Source organism: Amycolatopsis sp. NPDC049868 (assembly GCF_044461365.1).
GTDB lineage: Bacteria > Actinomycetota > Actinomycetes > Mycobacteriales > Pseudonocardiaceae > Amycolatopsis.
The window spans coordinates 43,471-58,473 of record NZ_JBITKV010000007.1 but is presented as its reverse complement, the minus strand read 5'-3'; the positions used below and the strand labels follow the sequence as shown (position 1 = coordinate 58,473).

Here is a 15,003-nt window from a genome sequence, read left to right as displayed (position 1 = left end):
GCGTACCTGCATGACTGCGCAGGTAGCATGACAGTGAGGTGGAAGATGCCCGGGCATGGACACAGTCACGGCCACCAGCCTGCGAAGAGCCGTCTCCGGCACCTTCTGACCCCGCACAGCCACGACAGTGCCGACCGTGTCGACAGCGCGTTGGAGACCAGCAAACGCGGCGTCCGGACGCTGATCTGGTCGTTCGCCGCCCTGTTCGTCACCGCCGTCGCCCAGCTCGCGCTCGTGCTGATCACCGGCTCGGTGGCCCTGCTCGGCGACACGATCCACAACTTCGCCGACGCGCTGACCGCGGTCCCGCTCGGCATCGCCTTCCTGCTCGGCCGCCGAGCCGCCACCCGCCGCTACACCTACGGGCTCGGCCGCGCCGAAGACCTGGCCGGTGTGCTCGTCGTCCTGCTCATCGCCGCCTCGGCGTTCCTCGCCGGGTACGAATCCGTCCAGCGGCTGCTCGATCCGCGTCCGGTCCAGCATCTGTGGGTGGTCGCGGCGGCGGGGGTCATCGGCTTCGCGGGCAATGAACTCGTGGCCCGGTACCGGATCACCGTCGGCCGCGAGATCGGGTCGGCCGCGCTGGTCGCGGACGGCCTGCATGCCCGCACCGACGGGTTCACGTCGCTCGCGGTCGTGCTCGGCGCCGCCGGTGTCGCGTTCGGCTTCCCGATGGCCGACCCGATCGTCGGTCTCGCCATCACCGTCGCGATCCTGTTCGTCCTGCGCGACGCGGCCAAGGAGGTCTTCCGCCGCCTGATGGACGCCGTCGACCCGGCCGACGTCGATCGCGCCGAACGCGCGGCCGCCGAGGTCCCCGGCGTGCTCGGCACGCGGGACCTGCGGATGCGCTGGATCGGGCACAGCCTGCGCGCGGAACTGGCGGTGTCGGTCGAGGCCGGGCTGACCGTCACCGAGGCGCACCGCCTTGCCCATCGTGTCGAGGCACGGCTGCGTGCGGTCCTCCCGCGGCTCGCGGAAGCGGTCGTGCACACCGAACCGGTGAACGCCCATGAGATCGTCAGCGGGTGACGCCGTCCGACAACGACATCCGCGCCGTCCGTGCCCGCGCGCAACTGCTGACCGCTCCGGCCACGGACGTACTCGCCGTCGCCGGATCCGTCGCCGCCGTCCAGGCGCAGTCGACACCCGCCGCGCGGCTCGCGTTCCGGGCCCGCAGCCGTGACCTGACCGCGCGGGACGTCGACGCGTCCCGCGCGGTGACGCGCACCTGGCTGATGCGCAAGACGCTCCACTTGGTGCCGACGGTGGATCTCCGCTGGCTGAACCGGCTGTTCGGCCCACGTAACGTCCAGGCGGGGCAGGGACGTCGCCGGCAGCTGGGCCTCACCGAGGAACTCTGCGAACGCGCTCTCAAGACGCTCCAGGATCTCCTACCCGGCAAGGCACTCACCCGCCAAGAGATCCTCGACGGCTTGGCCGCCGACGGCATCGCGCTCGACGCGAAGTCTCAGGCCCCGGCCCATCTCCTGGCGTACGCGGCCAATCGCGGGCTGTTGTGCCGAGGCCAGGACGCCGGGACGGAGCCGACGTACGTACTTCTCGACGAATGGGTCACCGAAGACCACGACCCGGCGGAACCGCGTACCGAACTCGCCCACCGGTACCTGACCGCGTACGGCATCGCGACCGTCGAAGACTTCGGTGCTTGGTCCGGGCTTCCGCTCGGCCTCTGCCGCAAGGCTTTCGCCGCGCTGGATCTCGTGTCCGCCGGTGGCGGTTTCGCCCTTTCGCGGACCGAGCTGTCCGCTTCCCCATGTCCACCGCGTCTGCTCGGCGCCTTCGACACGTACCTGCTGGGCTACCGCGACCGCGATCTTCTCCTCGACCCGGCCGAGGCGAAGCGCGTCAACGCCGGCGGCGGGATGATCGCGCCGACCGTACTGGTCGACGGCAGGATCGCCGGAACCTGGCACACCAAGCGGACCGCGAAGCAGACGAAGGTCGTCGTCGAGCCCTTCGCCGTGCTTTCGCGATCCGCCATCACCGGCCTGGAGTCCGAAGTGGACGATTACGGTCGCTTCCTCGGCGAGACGGCCGTCCTCGTCATTTGAGCGACCGGAAGAACTCCCGTACATCCGACACCAGGATCTCGGGCTCTTCCAGCGCCGCGAAATGCCCGCCGCGATCGACGTCGGTCCACCGCACGATCGTGTGGGCCTTCTCGGAGTACCGCCGGATCCCGACATCGTGCGCGAAGATCAACGCCGCCGTCGGCACGCCCGAGTTCTGCTCGACGGCTCCCCAAGTTTCAGCCTGTGCGTAGCCGACGTACGCGGACGAAGCCGCCGTACCGGTCAGCCAGGTGAACATGACGTTGGTCAGCAACCGGTCCCGGTCGATGATCTCCTCCGGCAGGGTGGGGCGCGGATGCGTCCACTCGCGGAACTTGTCCATGATCCAGGCCAGCTGCGCGACCGGGGAATCCACGAGCCCGTAGCCGAGGGTCTGCGGCCGCGTCGACTGGATCGAGATGTAGCCGATCTCCTCCCGCATGAAAGCACCGATCCGGTCGATGCGATCGCGTTCGATGTCGGTGAGCGAGGCGAGTTCCTCGTCCGACAACGACATCGGGGGCATCGGTGTCAGCCCGCCGTTGACGTGCACGCCGATCACCTTGTCCGGCGCGGACCTGGCCACCTCCGGCGACACCGACGCGCCGAGGTCGCCGCCCTGCACGCCGTAGCGTTCGTATCCGAGCCGGCGCATCAGCTCCGCCCACGCCCGGCCGATCCGCGGCATGGTCCAGCCGGAATCCGAGACAGGGCCCGAAAAACCGAATCCCGGAAGCGACGGGATCACGAGGTGGAACGCGTCCGCCGGGTCGCCGCCGTACGCTTTCGGGTCCGTGAGCGGACCGATGACGTCGAGGTATTCCACCACCGAACCCGGCCAGCCGTGCGTGAGGATCAGCGGCGTCGCGCCGGCTTCGGGCGAACGGACGTGCAGGAAGTGGATCCGTTGCCCGTCGATGACCGTGGTGAACTGCGGATGGCGGTTGATCTCGCGTTCGGCGGCGCGCCAGTCGTAGCCGTCACGCCAGTATTCGGCGAGTCCGCGCAGCCAGGCCACCGGCACTCCGGTGTCCCAGCCGTCTCCGGGAAGCGGAGCGGGCCAGCGCGTGCTGTCGAGCTTCGCGTGCAGCTCGTCCAGCTGCTCCTGGGGGACGTCGAGGCGGAAGGGGCGGAGCTCGGTGTTTTCCATGAAGCCCACGTTACGAGCCATTGCGGACAGTTTCTGTCCGCGATCAGGAAGGCATTCCGAGTACGGGAAGATTCGCTCGTGACGGACAAGTACTTGGCGTACGGCAGGCTCATCCGCGACGGGAAGATCCTGTTCATCAGACGGCAGCCGTCGTCGTTCCTGGGCGGCCACTGGGAACTTCCGGGCGGGACCGTCGAGCCGGGCGAGCGACCGGCCGAGACCGTGGTCCGCGAGTTCGCCGAGGAGACCGGGCTGACCGTCCACGTCACCGGTGAACGCGGCACCCACAGCTGGGACGACGTCGCGGGCAGGCCGATGCGGATCCACGCCGCGGTGTACACGCTCGCCGAGGAGAAGCCGGGCGACGTCGTGCTGGATCCCGAGGAACACGACGCCTTCGTCTGGTGCGCCCGGGAAGAAGCCGCGGGGCTCGACCTCGCCGAGCACTTCAGGCGAGCACTGGAGGACTGACTTCGAGACCGCGCTCCGGCCTTGTTCGCTCCGCCCACCGGACGGCTGGCGCGGTGAGCGTCCCCGCCAGCAGGAACAGCCCGCCCAGCACCACCCAGCCGACCGTTCCGCCGACCAGGATCAGACCGGTCAGCAGGACCGGGCCGAGCATGCGGGCGATGGCCGTCCCCGCGCCGAAAAGCCCTTGGTACTGCCCCTGTTTGCCGTCGGGCGCGAGACCGAAGCCGATCTCCCAGGAGCCCGCCGCCTGCACCATCTCCCCCACCACCTGCAGCGCGGCCCCCGCGAGCAGGACCAGTGCCGCCGCCCACGCGGAATCGCCCATGGCGGAGAACGAGAAGATCAGGCAGGAGACGAAAAGCAGCAGTCCCGCGTGACGGACGTAGCGGGAGGCGCCGCGCAGACCGGTCACGCCGCGCGCCACCCGCACCTGGAAGACCACCACGCTCGCCGTGTTGAGCACCAGCATCGCCGAGACCAGCCAGCTCGGCGCCGCGGTCCGGGTCGAGATCCACAGCGGGAGGACCAGACTGAACAGCGGCATGTAGAGCAGCATGATCATGTTGAGCAGCGCCAGAAGCGCATACGGGCGATCGCGCAGGACGGCCACGGACGGCTCGCCCGCCCGCGGTGGGGTCGGAGCCACCGCAGGCACTTTGCGGAGCACGAGAGCCGCGGCGACGAAGGCCAGCGCGTCGACGGCGAACACCGTCAGGAACGCCTCCCGCGTCCCGATCGCCAAAGCGATCCCGCCGAGCGCCGCGCCGATCGCGATCCCCGCGTTGGACATCGCCTGCAACCGGGCGCGGAACGTCGTGCGCTCGGCGGGGTCGATCAGGCCGGCGAGCAGCGCCTGCCGCGCCGCGCCGAGACCGCATTGGAAGCAGGCGTAGCCGCAGGCCGCGATCACGAACGCGAAAACCGAGTCCACGAAGAGGAACGCCGTGACCGACGCGGCCGTGCCCAGTGCCAGCAGGACGGCCGTGCCCTTCGGCCCGCGGCGGTCGGCCAGCTGCCCCAGCGCGATCCCGGCGACCGAGCCGACCGCCCAGCCCACGGTGAGGCCGAGCCCCACCTGCGCGGGCGAAAGCCCGACGATCAGCGTGAAGTACAGGGCCGAGCTGACGTAGTAGGCACCGTCGCCGACGGAGCTGATCAGCTGGGCCGAGGTCAGTCGCTTCATGTGCTCAACATAAGCACCGGATTGGCCACATCCCAGTTCCAATATCCACCATTCCGGTTGGGCCAATATAGGCTCGGGACGTGCCGTTCCACATCAGCCTCGACGGGCACGCCGACCTGGCCGCGCGCATCTACCGCCAGCTCCGTGACGGCATCCTCGACGGACGCCTGCTCGCCGGGGAACGCCTGCCCCCGACCAGGGAACTGGCCCGCGAGCTCGACGTCTCGCGTAACACCGTCGCGGTCGCCTACGAACGGCTCACCGCCGAAGGCTTCCTCGAAAGTCACGTCGGACGCGGGACCTTCGTCAGCCCCGGCTTCGTGGCGCGCTCGAAGCGCGCCGCGCCCGCCGGCACCGGAGTGCGGCCCATCGCGCGTTGGAGTTCGCTGCCGGACCCTCCCGGCGGCGACCGCCTCGCCCCCACCCCCGCCCCCACCCCCGCGTTCGACTTCCGTGTCGGCGCCCCGGATCCGGCCCTGTTCCCCTTGCGGACTTGGCGACGGCTGGTCAGCCAGGCACTCCGGCCGTCGTTGCTGCCCCCATCGGGGTACGCCGATCCAGCCGGGCTCGAAGCACTGCGAGTGGCGATCGCCCGGCACATCGGCGCCGCCCGATCCGTGCGAGCCGGCGGCGACGACGTCCTGGTCACCCAAGGCGCGCAACAGGCACTCGACCTGATCGGCCGGGTCCTGATCGAGCCCGGCACGCGTGTCGCCGTCGAAGACCCCGGCTATCCGCCGGCCGAACGGCTCTTCACCGCCCACGGGGCCCGAATCGTGAAGGTGCCGGTGGACGCCGAAGGCCTCGACGTCACCGCACTGGTGAAGGGCACCCGTCTGATCTATACGACACCCTCGCACCAGTTCCCGCTCGGCACGCCGATGTCACTCGCCAGGAGGACGGCGTTGCTGGCGTGGGCGGAACGGAACGACGCGGTGATCATCGAGGACGACTACGACAGCGAGTACCGGTTCTCGGATCGGCCGCTCGAACCTCTCCAAAGCCTGGACCACGACGGCAGGGTGCTCTACGTCGGATCCTTCTCGAAGACGCTGCTTCCCTTGCTGCGTTTGGGTTTCCTCGTCGCGCCCGCCTCGTTGCGCCCGGCGTTGCGGCAGGCGAAGCAGCTCATGGACTGGCACGGCGACCTCGTCACGCAATCGGCGTTGGCGAGCTTCATCGACGAAGGGCTGCTCGCCCGCCACGTGCGCAAGGCCACCAGGGAGTATTCGGCGCGACGTGATCGGATCCTGGCCTTCGCGCGCGACGAGCTACGGGACTCGCTGGAGGTCGTCCCGTCCAGCGCCGGGCTCCATCTGTGCGCACCGGTTTCTCCACATGCGACGGTCACTGTGGACAGTGCGGTCGCCGAAGCGGCCCGGGCCGGGGTGGCCGTCGAAAGCCTGTCCACGTACGGAGGAACGCGCGGCGGACTGGTGATCGGCTACGGGCTGGTCGGTTCCGACCGCATCGACGAAGGACTCGCCCGGCTCGGCGAGTGCGTTTCGGCCGCCAGGATGTCATGAAAGGGGCGTTCAGGACACTTTCCGTCTTGAACGACCCTTTCCTGACATCCGATCGCCGCGGGACGCCGAAAACTGTCGTACCCCGGTGGTCTCCTCTTCCCAGGCGACAGCGGGCCCGTCCGGGGCCGCGCGCGGAAGCAGAGGAGGAAAGTCCCATGGCCGGAGAAACGGTGCTCACGGTGATCGGCAACCTGACGACCGACCCGGAGCTGAAGTTCACCCCGTCGGGGGCCGCGGTCGCGAACTTCACGGTCGCGTCGACGCCGCGCGTCCTGGACCGCGCGAGCGGGGAATGGCGTGACGGGGATCCGCTGTTCCTGCGCTGCGCGTTGTGGAAGCAGGCCGCGGAGAACCTCGCCGAATCGCTCACCAGGGGGACCAGGGTGATCGTGCAGGGCAGACTGAAACAGCGATCGTTCGAAACGAAGGAAGGCGAGAAACGCACGGTGGTGGAGCTCGACGTCGATGAGATCGGTCCGTCGCTGCGGTACGCCACGGCGAAGGTGAACAAGGCGGGCCGGAGTTCGGGAGGCACCCCGTCGGACGGCGCGTGGGAGCGAACGCCGGTGGCCGCCGGAAACCCGGAGCCGCCCTTCTGACCGGGCGGTTTCCCTCTCAGGAGGGAGCGATCTCCCTCCCGCGCGTCATGCGGTCGCGCACCTCCGGCTCGGATGCTGGAGGTCGTGAACACGACCACGATCGTCACGGAACTCGGGCTGGACCCGGCGCTTGAGCGGCACATGAAGTTCGCCGCCGAACTCCGCACCGGGCTCGCCCTGGTCGAAGAAAGACTTCAGGAGGTGTTGCGCAGCCCAGGTCAACCGGAACTCACCGAAGCCGCCACCCATCTCGTCCGCGCGGGCGGGAAGAGGCTTCGCCCGTTGATGGCGTTGGCCGGAGCCGCGTTCGGCGACGGACGGGACGAGGCGATCTCGGCGGCCGTACTCGTCGAGCTCGTCCATGTAGCGACGCTCTACCACGACGACGTCATGGACGAGGCGCCGATGCGGCACGGCGTCACCAGCGCGAACTCCTTGTGGGGGAACAAGAAAGCCGTCTTGGTCGGAGATTACGTGCTCGCCTGCGCGGCGCGGGTCGGTGCCGCGCTCGGCGACTACGCGTTGCGATCGCAGGCGGAGACGTTCGGCAGGCTCGTGCGCGGCCAGTTCCTGGAGACGACAGGGCCGTTCGAAGACTGCGGCCGCCACGCGCCCTACGAGCATCACATCCAGGTGATGGCCGACAAGTCCGCGTCGCTGATCGCGATGGCGGGCAGGCTCGGCGCACAGGTGTCGGGCGCGGATGAGCGGACCATCGAAACGTTGGGCCAGTACGGCGAGCTGATCGGCGTGGCGTTCCAGATCTCCGACGACGTCCTCGACATCTCCGCGTCCACCACGGATCTCGGCAAGTCCGCGGGCACGGATCTCCGCGAAGGCATCGTCACCTTGCCGATGCTTCACGCGCTCGACGACGAGGGGCCCGGCGCGGCTCGCCTGCGCGAGATCATCGGGCACGGGCCGGTTTCCGATCCGGCGGTCCGCCAGGAGGCGCTGGGGCTCCTGCGCGACTCCGCCGGCGTCGTGCGTGCCCTCGCCGAAGCCCACGGGTACGCCGCCAAGGCGAGGGACCTCGCGCTCAGCCTCCCCGACCGGCCCGCCAGAGCACTGCTCGTCGGCCTTTCGGCGTTCGTGGTCGACCGCGGCGAATAGGCCCATGGTGCCCGTGACCAGGGTTACAGTGGCGGAATGACCACCGAAACCCTGGAAAACGTCGAAGGCCGCGACATCGGCTCCGGAGTCTCGATCATCCGCGAACGGACCGGCGTCGACGGTTCCGGGCCGAGACTGCATCAGCATCCGTATCGCGAAACCTTCGTCGTCATCCGCGGCCGGGCCAGGTTCACCATCGGCGATTCCGAACGCGAAGGCGGGGCGGGCGACGTCCTGGTCGTACCCGCGGAGACCCCGCACAAATTCGCCGTGATCGGCCCGGAAGTCTACGAAGCCGTCCACATCCACGAAAGCGACCACTTCATCACCGAGTGGCTCGAATAATTCTGTCGGACGCCAGAAAACCCTTCCCGGTCTAGAATCCGACGACGTGCTCGTGGACGGCGGGCACCCGAGGCGACGGGAACCGGGAACTGTGACCGACGTGGCGGACCGCAGCGGTGACGAAACCCGCCAGGTGGACAGATTCGGCCAACGGCGCGCGCAGCTGGCGATGTCGGCGCTGGTCACGTTGTCCGAACTGGGCTACGCGCGCACGAGCCTGCGGGAGATCGCGCAGAACTCCGAGTTCTCCCACGGGGTGCTGCACTATTACTTCCGCAACAAGGCCGAGCTGATCACCTACTGCGTCAAGCAGTACAAGGCCGAATGCGTCACCCGGTACGACCGGATGGTCGAGACCGCGGAGACGGCCGAAGAACTGAAGTCGGCCTTCGGTGCCGCGACAGCTGCCACACTGCGTGAAAACGCCCGGCTGCACAGGCTCTGGTACGACCTGCGCAACCAGAGTCTGTTCGAGAAACTGTTCCAGGCGGAAGTGCTCGCCATCGACGAGACGCTCGAACTGATGATCTGGCGGGTCGTTTCCCGGTACGCGGAACTGCTGGGCAAGCCGGCGGATTTCACACCATCGACGACGTACGCGCTCTTCGATGGCCTGTTCCAGCAAGGCCTGCTGAAACACCTCGCCGGCCAGGAGGACGCGGCGAGGTGCCTTCAAGACTCGGTCGAGCAGGTGCTGGCGCGGCTCTTCACCACAGCGACCGGCAACGCGGCACCGAAAAGGTGAAAGCGACGCGGTCTCGTGGGATCATCGTCGGACGCGCACCCGATCGGGCCTTGACGGCCACTGACCCTGCGGAGGGCGATGGACTTCGACGAGGTCGCGGACGAGCTCTACGCCGGCGATCCGGCCGAGTTCGTGGCGGTGCGCAACCAGCGGGCGAAAGAGGCCAAGGCGGCGGGTGACGCGGCCTTGGCCGAGCGTATCCGTGCTCTGCGGAAACCGACGCTCGCGGCCACGATCCTCAATCGCCGTGCCGGATCCCCCGAGCTGGCGGAGCTGGCCAGGCTGGGCGACGATCTCCGCAAGGCGCATTCGGCGCTGGCAGGCGAAGACCTGCGCAAGCTCGCCCGGCGGCGCCAGGAGCTGGTGAACCGGATCCTGCGGGACGAACGCTCGATGAGCGAGTCCGTCAGCCGCGAAGTCGAAGCCACCCTCGAAGCCGTCGTGGCCGATCCCGAAGTGGCGGCGCTCGCACTGGCCGGACGGCTGAGCAGCGGCGCGGACAGCTCGGGCGACCAATGGCTGACCAGTGGGTTCACCCCACAACCGAAGCGGAAACCCGCGCCCGAGCGGGAAAAGCCGGCCACCGTGTCGCATTTGGACGATCGGCGGAAGGCGAAACGCGCGGCCGCCGAGAAAGCCGAACAGGAGCGGATCGACAAGGCCCGCGAAGAGGCCGAACGCGAACAGAAGCGGGTGGCGGAGTTCAACCGGCTCCGGCGCGAGGCGGCCGAGCTCGCGAAGGCCCGCAAGCAGGCCGAGATCGACCTTTCCCGCGCCGAACGCCGGGCCGAGAAGGCGACGGAGAAGGCGAACGACCTCCGCCGGCGCCTCGCCGACGCCGAACTAGAGGAAGAGACGGCGAACGGTGACACCACGGCCGCGCAGACCGTCTTGGACGATCTGCGCGCCGAGGCGGAACGTATCGACGAAGCTCTCGAACAGTTCTAGGCAGGCTGCCGTTCACGAAGCCGCGTGGCGGTCACCCGGCGTCCGTACGGTGTCTTGCCACCCGGCTTGTACACCGACAGCACGGTCATGGTCACGTACATGGTCGTGGACACGATGATCGGATAGAACCCGTCCACGCGACGGCCCATTTCCACGAACACACCGTCCATAGTGGACTCGGCCGCGGCCGCCAGCTCCCTGATCCCCGGCAGCAGGGAGAACAACGTCAGCCCGGTGGCGATCAGGGTCAGCAAGAGCTTGATCGCGACCCACTTGTACCGGATCAGCCCCCATTTCGTGCCGACGCCGAGCACGATCCCGCTGACCAGGGCGGTCAGGCTGACCGGCAGCAGCAGATAGCCGCCGATCTGCTCCATCATCAGGATGGCGGCGTGCTGGCGCCGCGCGTCGTCGGTGAACACGGAGGTGAAGGTCAGGACCGTGTTCACCATGGTGATCCCGAGCCAGCCGAGTGACGAAACGACATGGACGACGAGGACGAGTTTCCGCCACCGCGGGGTGAGCGTCATCGGCGGTCGCCGCACTGTGGAAGTACTCATGCGACCAGTGTTTCCGCGGACGGGGCTCCCGTCGTCCGTCGTGAAGCGGCACCTCGGCTACGTATCGCGGCGTACGAGCCCGCGTACGTACGCCGCTTGCCCGGCGTGCTGGAGATCGTCGGACAGCACGCTGACCAGGCGAACCCCGAGGGTGACCGGCGGGTCCCACGCCTCGTCGACGATACGGTCGAGGTCGGCCTCACCGAGCCCGGCGACCCACGCCGCGGTCGCCTCGTGCACCGCGTCGTAGTACCCGGTCAGCAGGTCGGCGGAGCCGACACGGACCGCCTCGACATCCTCGGGGCGGTGTCCGTAACCGATGTCCGACGCCGGGAAGGGCAGCCCGAAACGGCCGACCCAGTCCTGCGCGGTCCAGATCTGCTCGGTGCCCATCAGGTCGGCGACGTGATCGTCCTGCACCCGGGCCAGATGCCAGACCAGCCACGCGATCGTGTTCGCGCCCGGTGCCGGGCTCGCGATCAGCTGGTCGGCGTTCAGCCCCTCGACGGCGTCGTGCACGACTTCCTGGACGCGGCCGAACCCGTCGGCCACCACTTCGGCCAGTTTCATCGATTCCCCTTCCGGCGTCTCCAGCCCACGATGCCACCGCGCGGTGACCCCGGCCTTGCAACCTTGACTTATATAAGCCCAGGCCGTGATAGTTGCCGGATGCACGCGTTCGACGTCCTCGGGGATCCGGTGCGCCGCCGGATCCTGGAACTGCTGGCGGGCGGGGAACAGAGTTCCGGCGACGTGACCACGGTGGTCCGCGCCGAGTTCGGGATCTCGCAGCCCGCGGTCTCCCAGCATCTGCGCGTCCTGCGCGAAAACGGCTTCACCACGGTCCGCGCCGAGGGCGCGCGACGGCTGTACTCGGTCGATCCTGGCCCGCTCAAGGAGATCGACGGCTGGCTGGAGCAGTACCGGCGGTTCTGGGCCGGGCCGCTCGACGCGCTCGCCACCGAGATCGCCCGCGGCCGCCGCGAACGCCGGAAGGCCGCCGAACAGGGCGACTAGGGACTGTCGGACCCCGCCCCTAGAATCGTCCGGGTGGCAGCCCCCGACATCGGTACCTCGGAAGTCTCGGAAGCCCTTGAAACGCTGAACCGCGTCTTCGGCTACGACGACTTCCGCGGCGACCAGCACGCCATCGTCGAACACGTCATCGCAGGCGGTGACGCGCTCGTCCTCATGCCCACCGGCGGCGGGAAGTCGCTGTGCTACCAGATCCCCGCGCTGGTCCGGCCGGGTGTCGGTGTGGTGATCTCGCCGCTGATCGCGTTGATGCAGGACCAGGTCGACGCGCTGCGCAACCTCGGCGTGCGCGCGGGGTTCCTGAACTCGACGCAGGACTACGCCGAGCGGAACAAGGTCGAGGCCGCCTTCCTCTCCGGCGAGCTGGACCTGCTGTACCTGGCACCGGAGCGGCTTTCGGTCGAATCGACGGTGCGGCTGCTCGATCGCGGCAAGATCTCGCTGTTCGCGATCGACGAGGCGCACTGCGTCTCCCAGTGGGGTCACGATTTCCGGCCCGACTACCTGATGCTGTCCGCGGTGCACGAGCGCTGGCCGGACGTGCCGAGGATCGCGCTCACCGCCACCGCCACGAAGGCGACGCACGCCGAGATCGCGTCCCGGCTCAACCTGGAGGACGCGCGGCATTTCGTCGCGAGCTTCGACCGGCCGAACATCCAGTACCGGATCGTCGGCAAGAACTCGCCGCAGCGGCAGCTGCTGGAACTGCTGCGCACCGAGCACAAGGGCGACGCGGGGATCGTCTACTGCCTGTCGCGGAACTCGGTCGAGAAGACCGCGGATTTCCTGGTGGAGAACGGGATTCCGGCGGTGCCCTATCACGCCGGGCTCGACGCGCGAACCCGCGCGAAACACCAGTCGCGGTTCCTGCGCGAGGACGGGCTGATCGTCGTCGCGACGATCGCGTTCGGCATGGGCATCGACAAGCCGGACGTCCGGTTCGTCGCGCATCTGGACCTGCCGAAGTCCGTCGAGGGCTACTACCAGGAGACCGGTCGCGCGGGCCGCGACGGACTGCCGTCGACGGCGTGGCTGGCGTACGGCCTCCAGGACGTCGTCCAGCAGCGCAAGATGATCGACACCTCGGAGGGTTCCGACGCGCACAAGCGGCAGCTGAGCGCCCATCTCAACTCGATGCTGGCGTTGTGCGAGACGGTCGAATGCCGCCGCGTGCAGGTGCTGAGCTACTTCGGGCAGCGGAGCGAGCCCTGCGGCAACTGCGACACCTGCCTGGCACCGCCGGAGACGTGGGACGGCACGATCCCGGCGCAGAAGCTCCTTTCGACCATCGTCCGGCTGCAGAACGAGCGGCGGCAGAAGTTCGGCGCGGGGCAGATCATCGACATCCTGCTCGGCAAGTCGACCCCGAAGGTGACCCAGCACCGGCACGACTCGTTGAAGGTCTTCGGGATCGGCACGGAGCTGAAGGAGCCCGAGTGGCGGGCCGTCGTGCGGCAGCTCCTGGCGCAGGGGCTCGCGGCGGTCGAGGGCGACTACGGCTCCCTCGTGCTGACCGAGGGCAGCGCGGAGGTGCTGAACGGGGCGCGGAAGGTCCAGCTGCGGCGCGAGCCGGAGCGGGCGGCGAAGGCCGCGGCCCGGTCGAGCGCGAAGAAGGCCGCGGCCGCCGACATGCCGGCCGAGGCGGCGCCGGTGTTCGAACTGCTGCGGTCGTGGCGGGCCGCGGCGGCGAAGGAGCAGGGGGTGCCCGCGTACGTGATCTTCCACGACGCGACCCTGCGCCAGATCGCCACCAAACGGCCGGCCACACTGCAGGAACTGGGCACGGTCAGCGGCGTCGGCGAGAACAAGCTCGCGAAATACGGCGAGCAGATCCTCGAGACGCTCGCCGAGGCCTAGTGCTCGTAGGGCCGACGGGGCGGCCGCCCGGTCATCCCGTCGACCTTGCGCACCGCGCCGTCGATCTGGCTGTGGTACTTGCCCTTGGTCTTGTGGTCGACGAAGGTCGCGGCCTTGTTCACGGCCTTGGAGACCTTCTCGGGGTTCTTCCGCACGTACGCGCGCACGGCCGTGGCGGTGCCGGCCAATGCGGTCAACTTCCGCAGTAGAGCCACGATGGTCCCTTTCCTCGGGGTCGTCTGGTTGTCCTGCTCAACGACCGATGGTGGCTCCTGGGTTCCCCGCGGCGAGCCGGATCACTCATTCCGGGGCCCGGCCGCCGGAAAACGGGGCGCGCGACGAGGGCCACGACCACTAAATTCGTGCTCATGCGGGATCTTTCTCTGCTGCCCAAGGCCCATCTGCACGTCCACCTCGAAAGCACCATCCGGCCGGACACGCTCCGTGACATCGGCGAGGCGAACGGCATCGCCGTCCCCGCGGAACAACCCGTATTCGATGGGTTCCGCGCGTTCGGTGACTACAACGGGCTGATCCGGTCCTGCCTGCGGAGACCGGAGGACTTCGAACGGGTGGCGCGTGAGTTCTGCGAGGACCAGGTCGCGGACGGCGTCCGCTACGCCGAGGTCACCTTCACGGCGGCATCGCACGGCGAACGGCTGGGCGAGCCGGACATGCCGCTGGCGTCCGTCCTCAAAGGACTATCGGCGGGTGCCGCCGAACACGGGCTCCACTGGCGGATGATCCTGGACCATTCGCGCCGCCGTCCGGTCGACCGCGCCCGGCTCACCCTCGACCTCGCCCGCCGGTACGCCCCGGACGGGGTGTTCGCCATCGGCCTCGCCGGGGAGGAGAAGTACCCGCTCGCGCCGTTCGGCGGGATCTGCGACGAGGCCGAGGAGGCGGGGCTGCATCTGATCCACCACGCCGGGGAGGACGCCGGCCCGGCCAGTATCCGCGAGGCACTGGAAGTCGGGCACAGCGAACGGATCGGCCACGGCATCCGGATCCTGGAGGATCTCGCGCTGGTCGCCGAAGTGCGGGAACGCGGTATCGCGCTGGAGGTCTGCCCGTCGTCGAACGTGACGCTCGGGCTCGTGCCGTCGTTCGAGGAGCACCCGCTCCCCCGGCTGGTCGACGCCGGGCTCGTGGTCACCCTCAGCACCGACGTCCCTTCGATCACCGGAACGACGCTGACCGACGAGTTCCTGCGCACCCGGGAGGCGTTCGCCTACCACGATCACGCGCTCGCCGGGCTCGCCAGGGCGTCCGTCGACGCGTCCTTCGCGCCCGCTGACCTCAAGCGTTCCCTCCACGCCGAGATCGACGCCTGGCTCGCGTAACGCAATCAGTCCTCTGAATGCGGTACTTGCGCGTGCAAGTACCGCATTCAGAG

General features: G+C 68.9%; 17 protein-coding genes. 12 read left to right on the top strand and 5 right to left on the bottom strand.

What is annotated here, in order from left to right; genetic code table 11:
• Window positions 1-45 precede the first annotated feature (45 nt).
• On the top strand, window positions 46-1,032 hold the full coding sequence (locus ACIBTM_RS27325; protein WP_395880000.1) for a cation diffusion facilitator family transporter: 987 nt from the start codon (window positions 46-48) through the stop codon (window positions 1,030-1,032).
• Window positions 1,029-2,075, top strand: a complete 1,047-nt coding sequence (locus tag ACIBTM_RS27320; protein ID WP_395879999.1) for a winged helix DNA-binding domain-containing protein — start codon at window positions 1,029-1,031, stop codon at window positions 2,073-2,075. Before ACIBTM_RS27325 ends, ACIBTM_RS27320 begins: the two co-directional genes overlap by 4 nt.
• On the opposite strand, the gene ACIBTM_RS27315 is transcribed toward ACIBTM_RS27320, so the two are convergent.
• Window positions 2,068-3,225 carry an epoxide hydrolase family protein gene (locus ACIBTM_RS27315; RefSeq protein WP_395879997.1) on the bottom strand — a complete coding sequence of 386 codons (1,158 nt, stop codon included), beginning with the start codon at window positions 3,223-3,225 and terminating at the stop codon, window positions 2,068-2,070. The genes ACIBTM_RS27320 and ACIBTM_RS27315 overlap by 8 nt on opposite strands.
• Before the next feature lie 78 nt (window positions 3,226-3,303).
• Here ACIBTM_RS27315 and ACIBTM_RS27310 point away from each other — a divergent pair, with 78 nt between their 5' ends.
• Entirely contained in the window at window positions 3,304-3,696 is a 393-nt protein-coding gene (locus ACIBTM_RS27310) for an NUDIX hydrolase (RefSeq protein ID WP_395879996.1), read from the top strand.
• Here ACIBTM_RS27310 and ACIBTM_RS27305 read toward each other — a convergent pair.
• Window positions 3,674-4,879 carry an MFS transporter gene (locus tag ACIBTM_RS27305; protein WP_395879995.1) on the bottom strand — a complete coding sequence of 402 codons (1,206 nt, stop codon included), beginning with the start codon at window positions 4,877-4,879 and terminating at the stop codon, window positions 3,674-3,676. The genes ACIBTM_RS27310 and ACIBTM_RS27305 overlap by 23 nt on opposite strands.
• 80 nt (window positions 4,880-4,959) lie before the next feature.
• Here ACIBTM_RS27305 and ACIBTM_RS27300 point away from each other — a divergent pair, with 80 nt between their 5' ends.
• The 6 genes from ACIBTM_RS27300 to ACIBTM_RS27275 all read left to right on the top strand — a co-directional run bounded on the left by ACIBTM_RS27300 (window position 4,960) and on the right by ACIBTM_RS27275 (window position 10,155).
• Entirely contained in the window at window positions 4,960-6,405 is a 1,446-nt protein-coding gene (locus tag ACIBTM_RS27300; protein WP_395879994.1) for a PLP-dependent aminotransferase family protein, read from the top strand.
• Window positions 6,406-6,560: 155 nt separating this feature from the next.
• Window positions 6,561-7,004, top strand: a complete 444-nt coding sequence (locus ACIBTM_RS27295) for a single-stranded DNA-binding protein (protein ID WP_395879993.1) — start codon at window positions 6,561-6,563, stop codon at window positions 7,002-7,004.
• Between the two features lie 84 nt (window positions 7,005-7,088).
• The gene (locus ACIBTM_RS27290; RefSeq protein ID WP_395879992.1) at window positions 7,089-8,117 is read left to right on the top strand and encodes a polyprenyl synthetase family protein; all 1,029 of its coding nucleotides are present in this window, start codon (window positions 7,089-7,091) and stop codon (window positions 8,115-8,117) included.
• A gap of 36 nt (window positions 8,118-8,153) precedes the next feature.
• The gene (locus ACIBTM_RS27285; protein WP_395879991.1) at window positions 8,154-8,462 is read left to right on the top strand and encodes a cupin domain-containing protein; all 309 of its coding nucleotides are present in this window, start codon (window positions 8,154-8,156) and stop codon (window positions 8,460-8,462) included.
• 91 nt (window positions 8,463-8,553) lie between these two features.
• Window positions 8,554-9,207, top strand: coding sequence for a TetR/AcrR family transcriptional regulator (locus tag ACIBTM_RS27280; RefSeq protein WP_395880322.1), 654 nt, complete (start codon window positions 8,554-8,556; stop codon window positions 9,205-9,207).
• 78 nt (window positions 9,208-9,285) lie between these two features.
• Window positions 9,286-10,155, top strand: coding sequence for a hypothetical protein (locus ACIBTM_RS27275; protein ID WP_395879990.1), 870 nt, complete (start codon window positions 9,286-9,288; stop codon window positions 10,153-10,155).
• Here ACIBTM_RS27275 and ACIBTM_RS27270 read toward each other — a convergent pair.
• Window positions 10,152-10,715, bottom strand: a complete 564-nt coding sequence (locus ACIBTM_RS27270; RefSeq protein ID WP_395879989.1) for a hypothetical protein — start codon at window positions 10,713-10,715, stop codon at window positions 10,152-10,154. The two genes, ACIBTM_RS27275 and ACIBTM_RS27270, sit on opposite strands and share 4 nt — an antisense overlap.
• Before the next feature lie 57 nt (window positions 10,716-10,772).
• Window positions 10,773-11,285: a DUF664 domain-containing protein gene (locus ACIBTM_RS27265; RefSeq protein WP_395879988.1), complete on the bottom strand. Its 513-nt coding sequence runs from the start codon at window positions 11,283-11,285 to the stop codon at window positions 10,773-10,775.
• A gap of 99 nt (window positions 11,286-11,384) precedes the next feature.
• Here ACIBTM_RS27265 and ACIBTM_RS27260 point away from each other — a divergent pair, with 99 nt between their 5' ends.
• Entirely contained in the window at window positions 11,385-11,732 is a 348-nt protein-coding gene (locus ACIBTM_RS27260; RefSeq protein ID WP_395879987.1) for an ArsR/SmtB family transcription factor, read from the top strand.
• 33 nt (window positions 11,733-11,765) lie between these two features.
• Window positions 11,766-13,607 (top strand): DNA helicase RecQ, encoded by a 1,842-nt coding sequence (gene recQ / locus ACIBTM_RS27255; protein WP_395879986.1) that lies wholly within the window; start codon window positions 11,766-11,768, stop codon window positions 13,605-13,607.
• On the opposite strand, the gene ACIBTM_RS27250 is transcribed toward recQ, so the two are convergent.
• The gene (locus tag ACIBTM_RS27250) at window positions 13,604-13,822 is read right to left on the bottom strand and encodes an antitoxin (protein WP_037344960.1); all 219 of its coding nucleotides are present in this window, start codon (window positions 13,820-13,822) and stop codon (window positions 13,604-13,606) included. The genes recQ and ACIBTM_RS27250 overlap by 4 nt on opposite strands.
• Before the next feature lie 153 nt (window positions 13,823-13,975).
• On the opposite strand from ACIBTM_RS27250, the gene add reads away from it, so the two are divergent.
• On the top strand, window positions 13,976-14,950 hold the full coding sequence (gene add, locus ACIBTM_RS27245) for an adenosine deaminase (protein WP_395879985.1): 975 nt from the start codon (window positions 13,976-13,978) through the stop codon (window positions 14,948-14,950).
• The last annotated feature ends 53 nt before the right edge of the window (window positions 14,951-15,003 follow it).

Coding starts and splice junctions, on each gene's coding strand:
- ACIBTM_RS27325 (WP_395880000.1), top strand. CDS start 46: ATGCCCGGGCATGGACACAGTCACGGCCACCAGCCTGCGAAGAGCCGT.
- ACIBTM_RS27315 (WP_395879997.1), bottom strand. CDS start 3,225: ATGGAAAACACCGAGCTCCGCCCCTTCCGCCTCGACGTCCCCCAGGAG.
- ACIBTM_RS27305 (WP_395879995.1), bottom strand. CDS start 4,879: ATGAAGCGACTGACCTCGGCCCAGCTGATCAGCTCCGTCGGCGACGGT.
- ACIBTM_RS27295 (WP_395879993.1), top strand. CDS start 6,561: ATGGCCGGAGAAACGGTGCTCACGGTGATCGGCAACCTGACGACCGAC.
- ACIBTM_RS27285 (WP_395879991.1), top strand. CDS start 8,154: ATGACCACCGAAACCCTGGAAAACGTCGAAGGCCGCGACATCGGCTCC.
- ACIBTM_RS27275 (WP_395879990.1), top strand. CDS start 9,286: ATGGACTTCGACGAGGTCGCGGACGAGCTCTACGCCGGCGATCCGGCC.
- ACIBTM_RS27270 (WP_395879989.1), bottom strand. CDS start 10,715: ATGAGTACTTCCACAGTGCGGCGACCGCCGATGACGCTCACCCCGCGG.
- ACIBTM_RS27265 (WP_395879988.1), bottom strand. CDS start 11,285: ATGAAACTGGCCGAAGTGGTGGCCGACGGGTTCGGCCGCGTCCAGGAA.
- ACIBTM_RS27260 (WP_395879987.1), top strand. CDS start 11,385: ATGCACGCGTTCGACGTCCTCGGGGATCCGGTGCGCCGCCGGATCCTG.
- add (WP_395879985.1), top strand. CDS start 13,976: ATGCGGGATCTTTCTCTGCTGCCCAAGGCCCATCTGCACGTCCACCTC.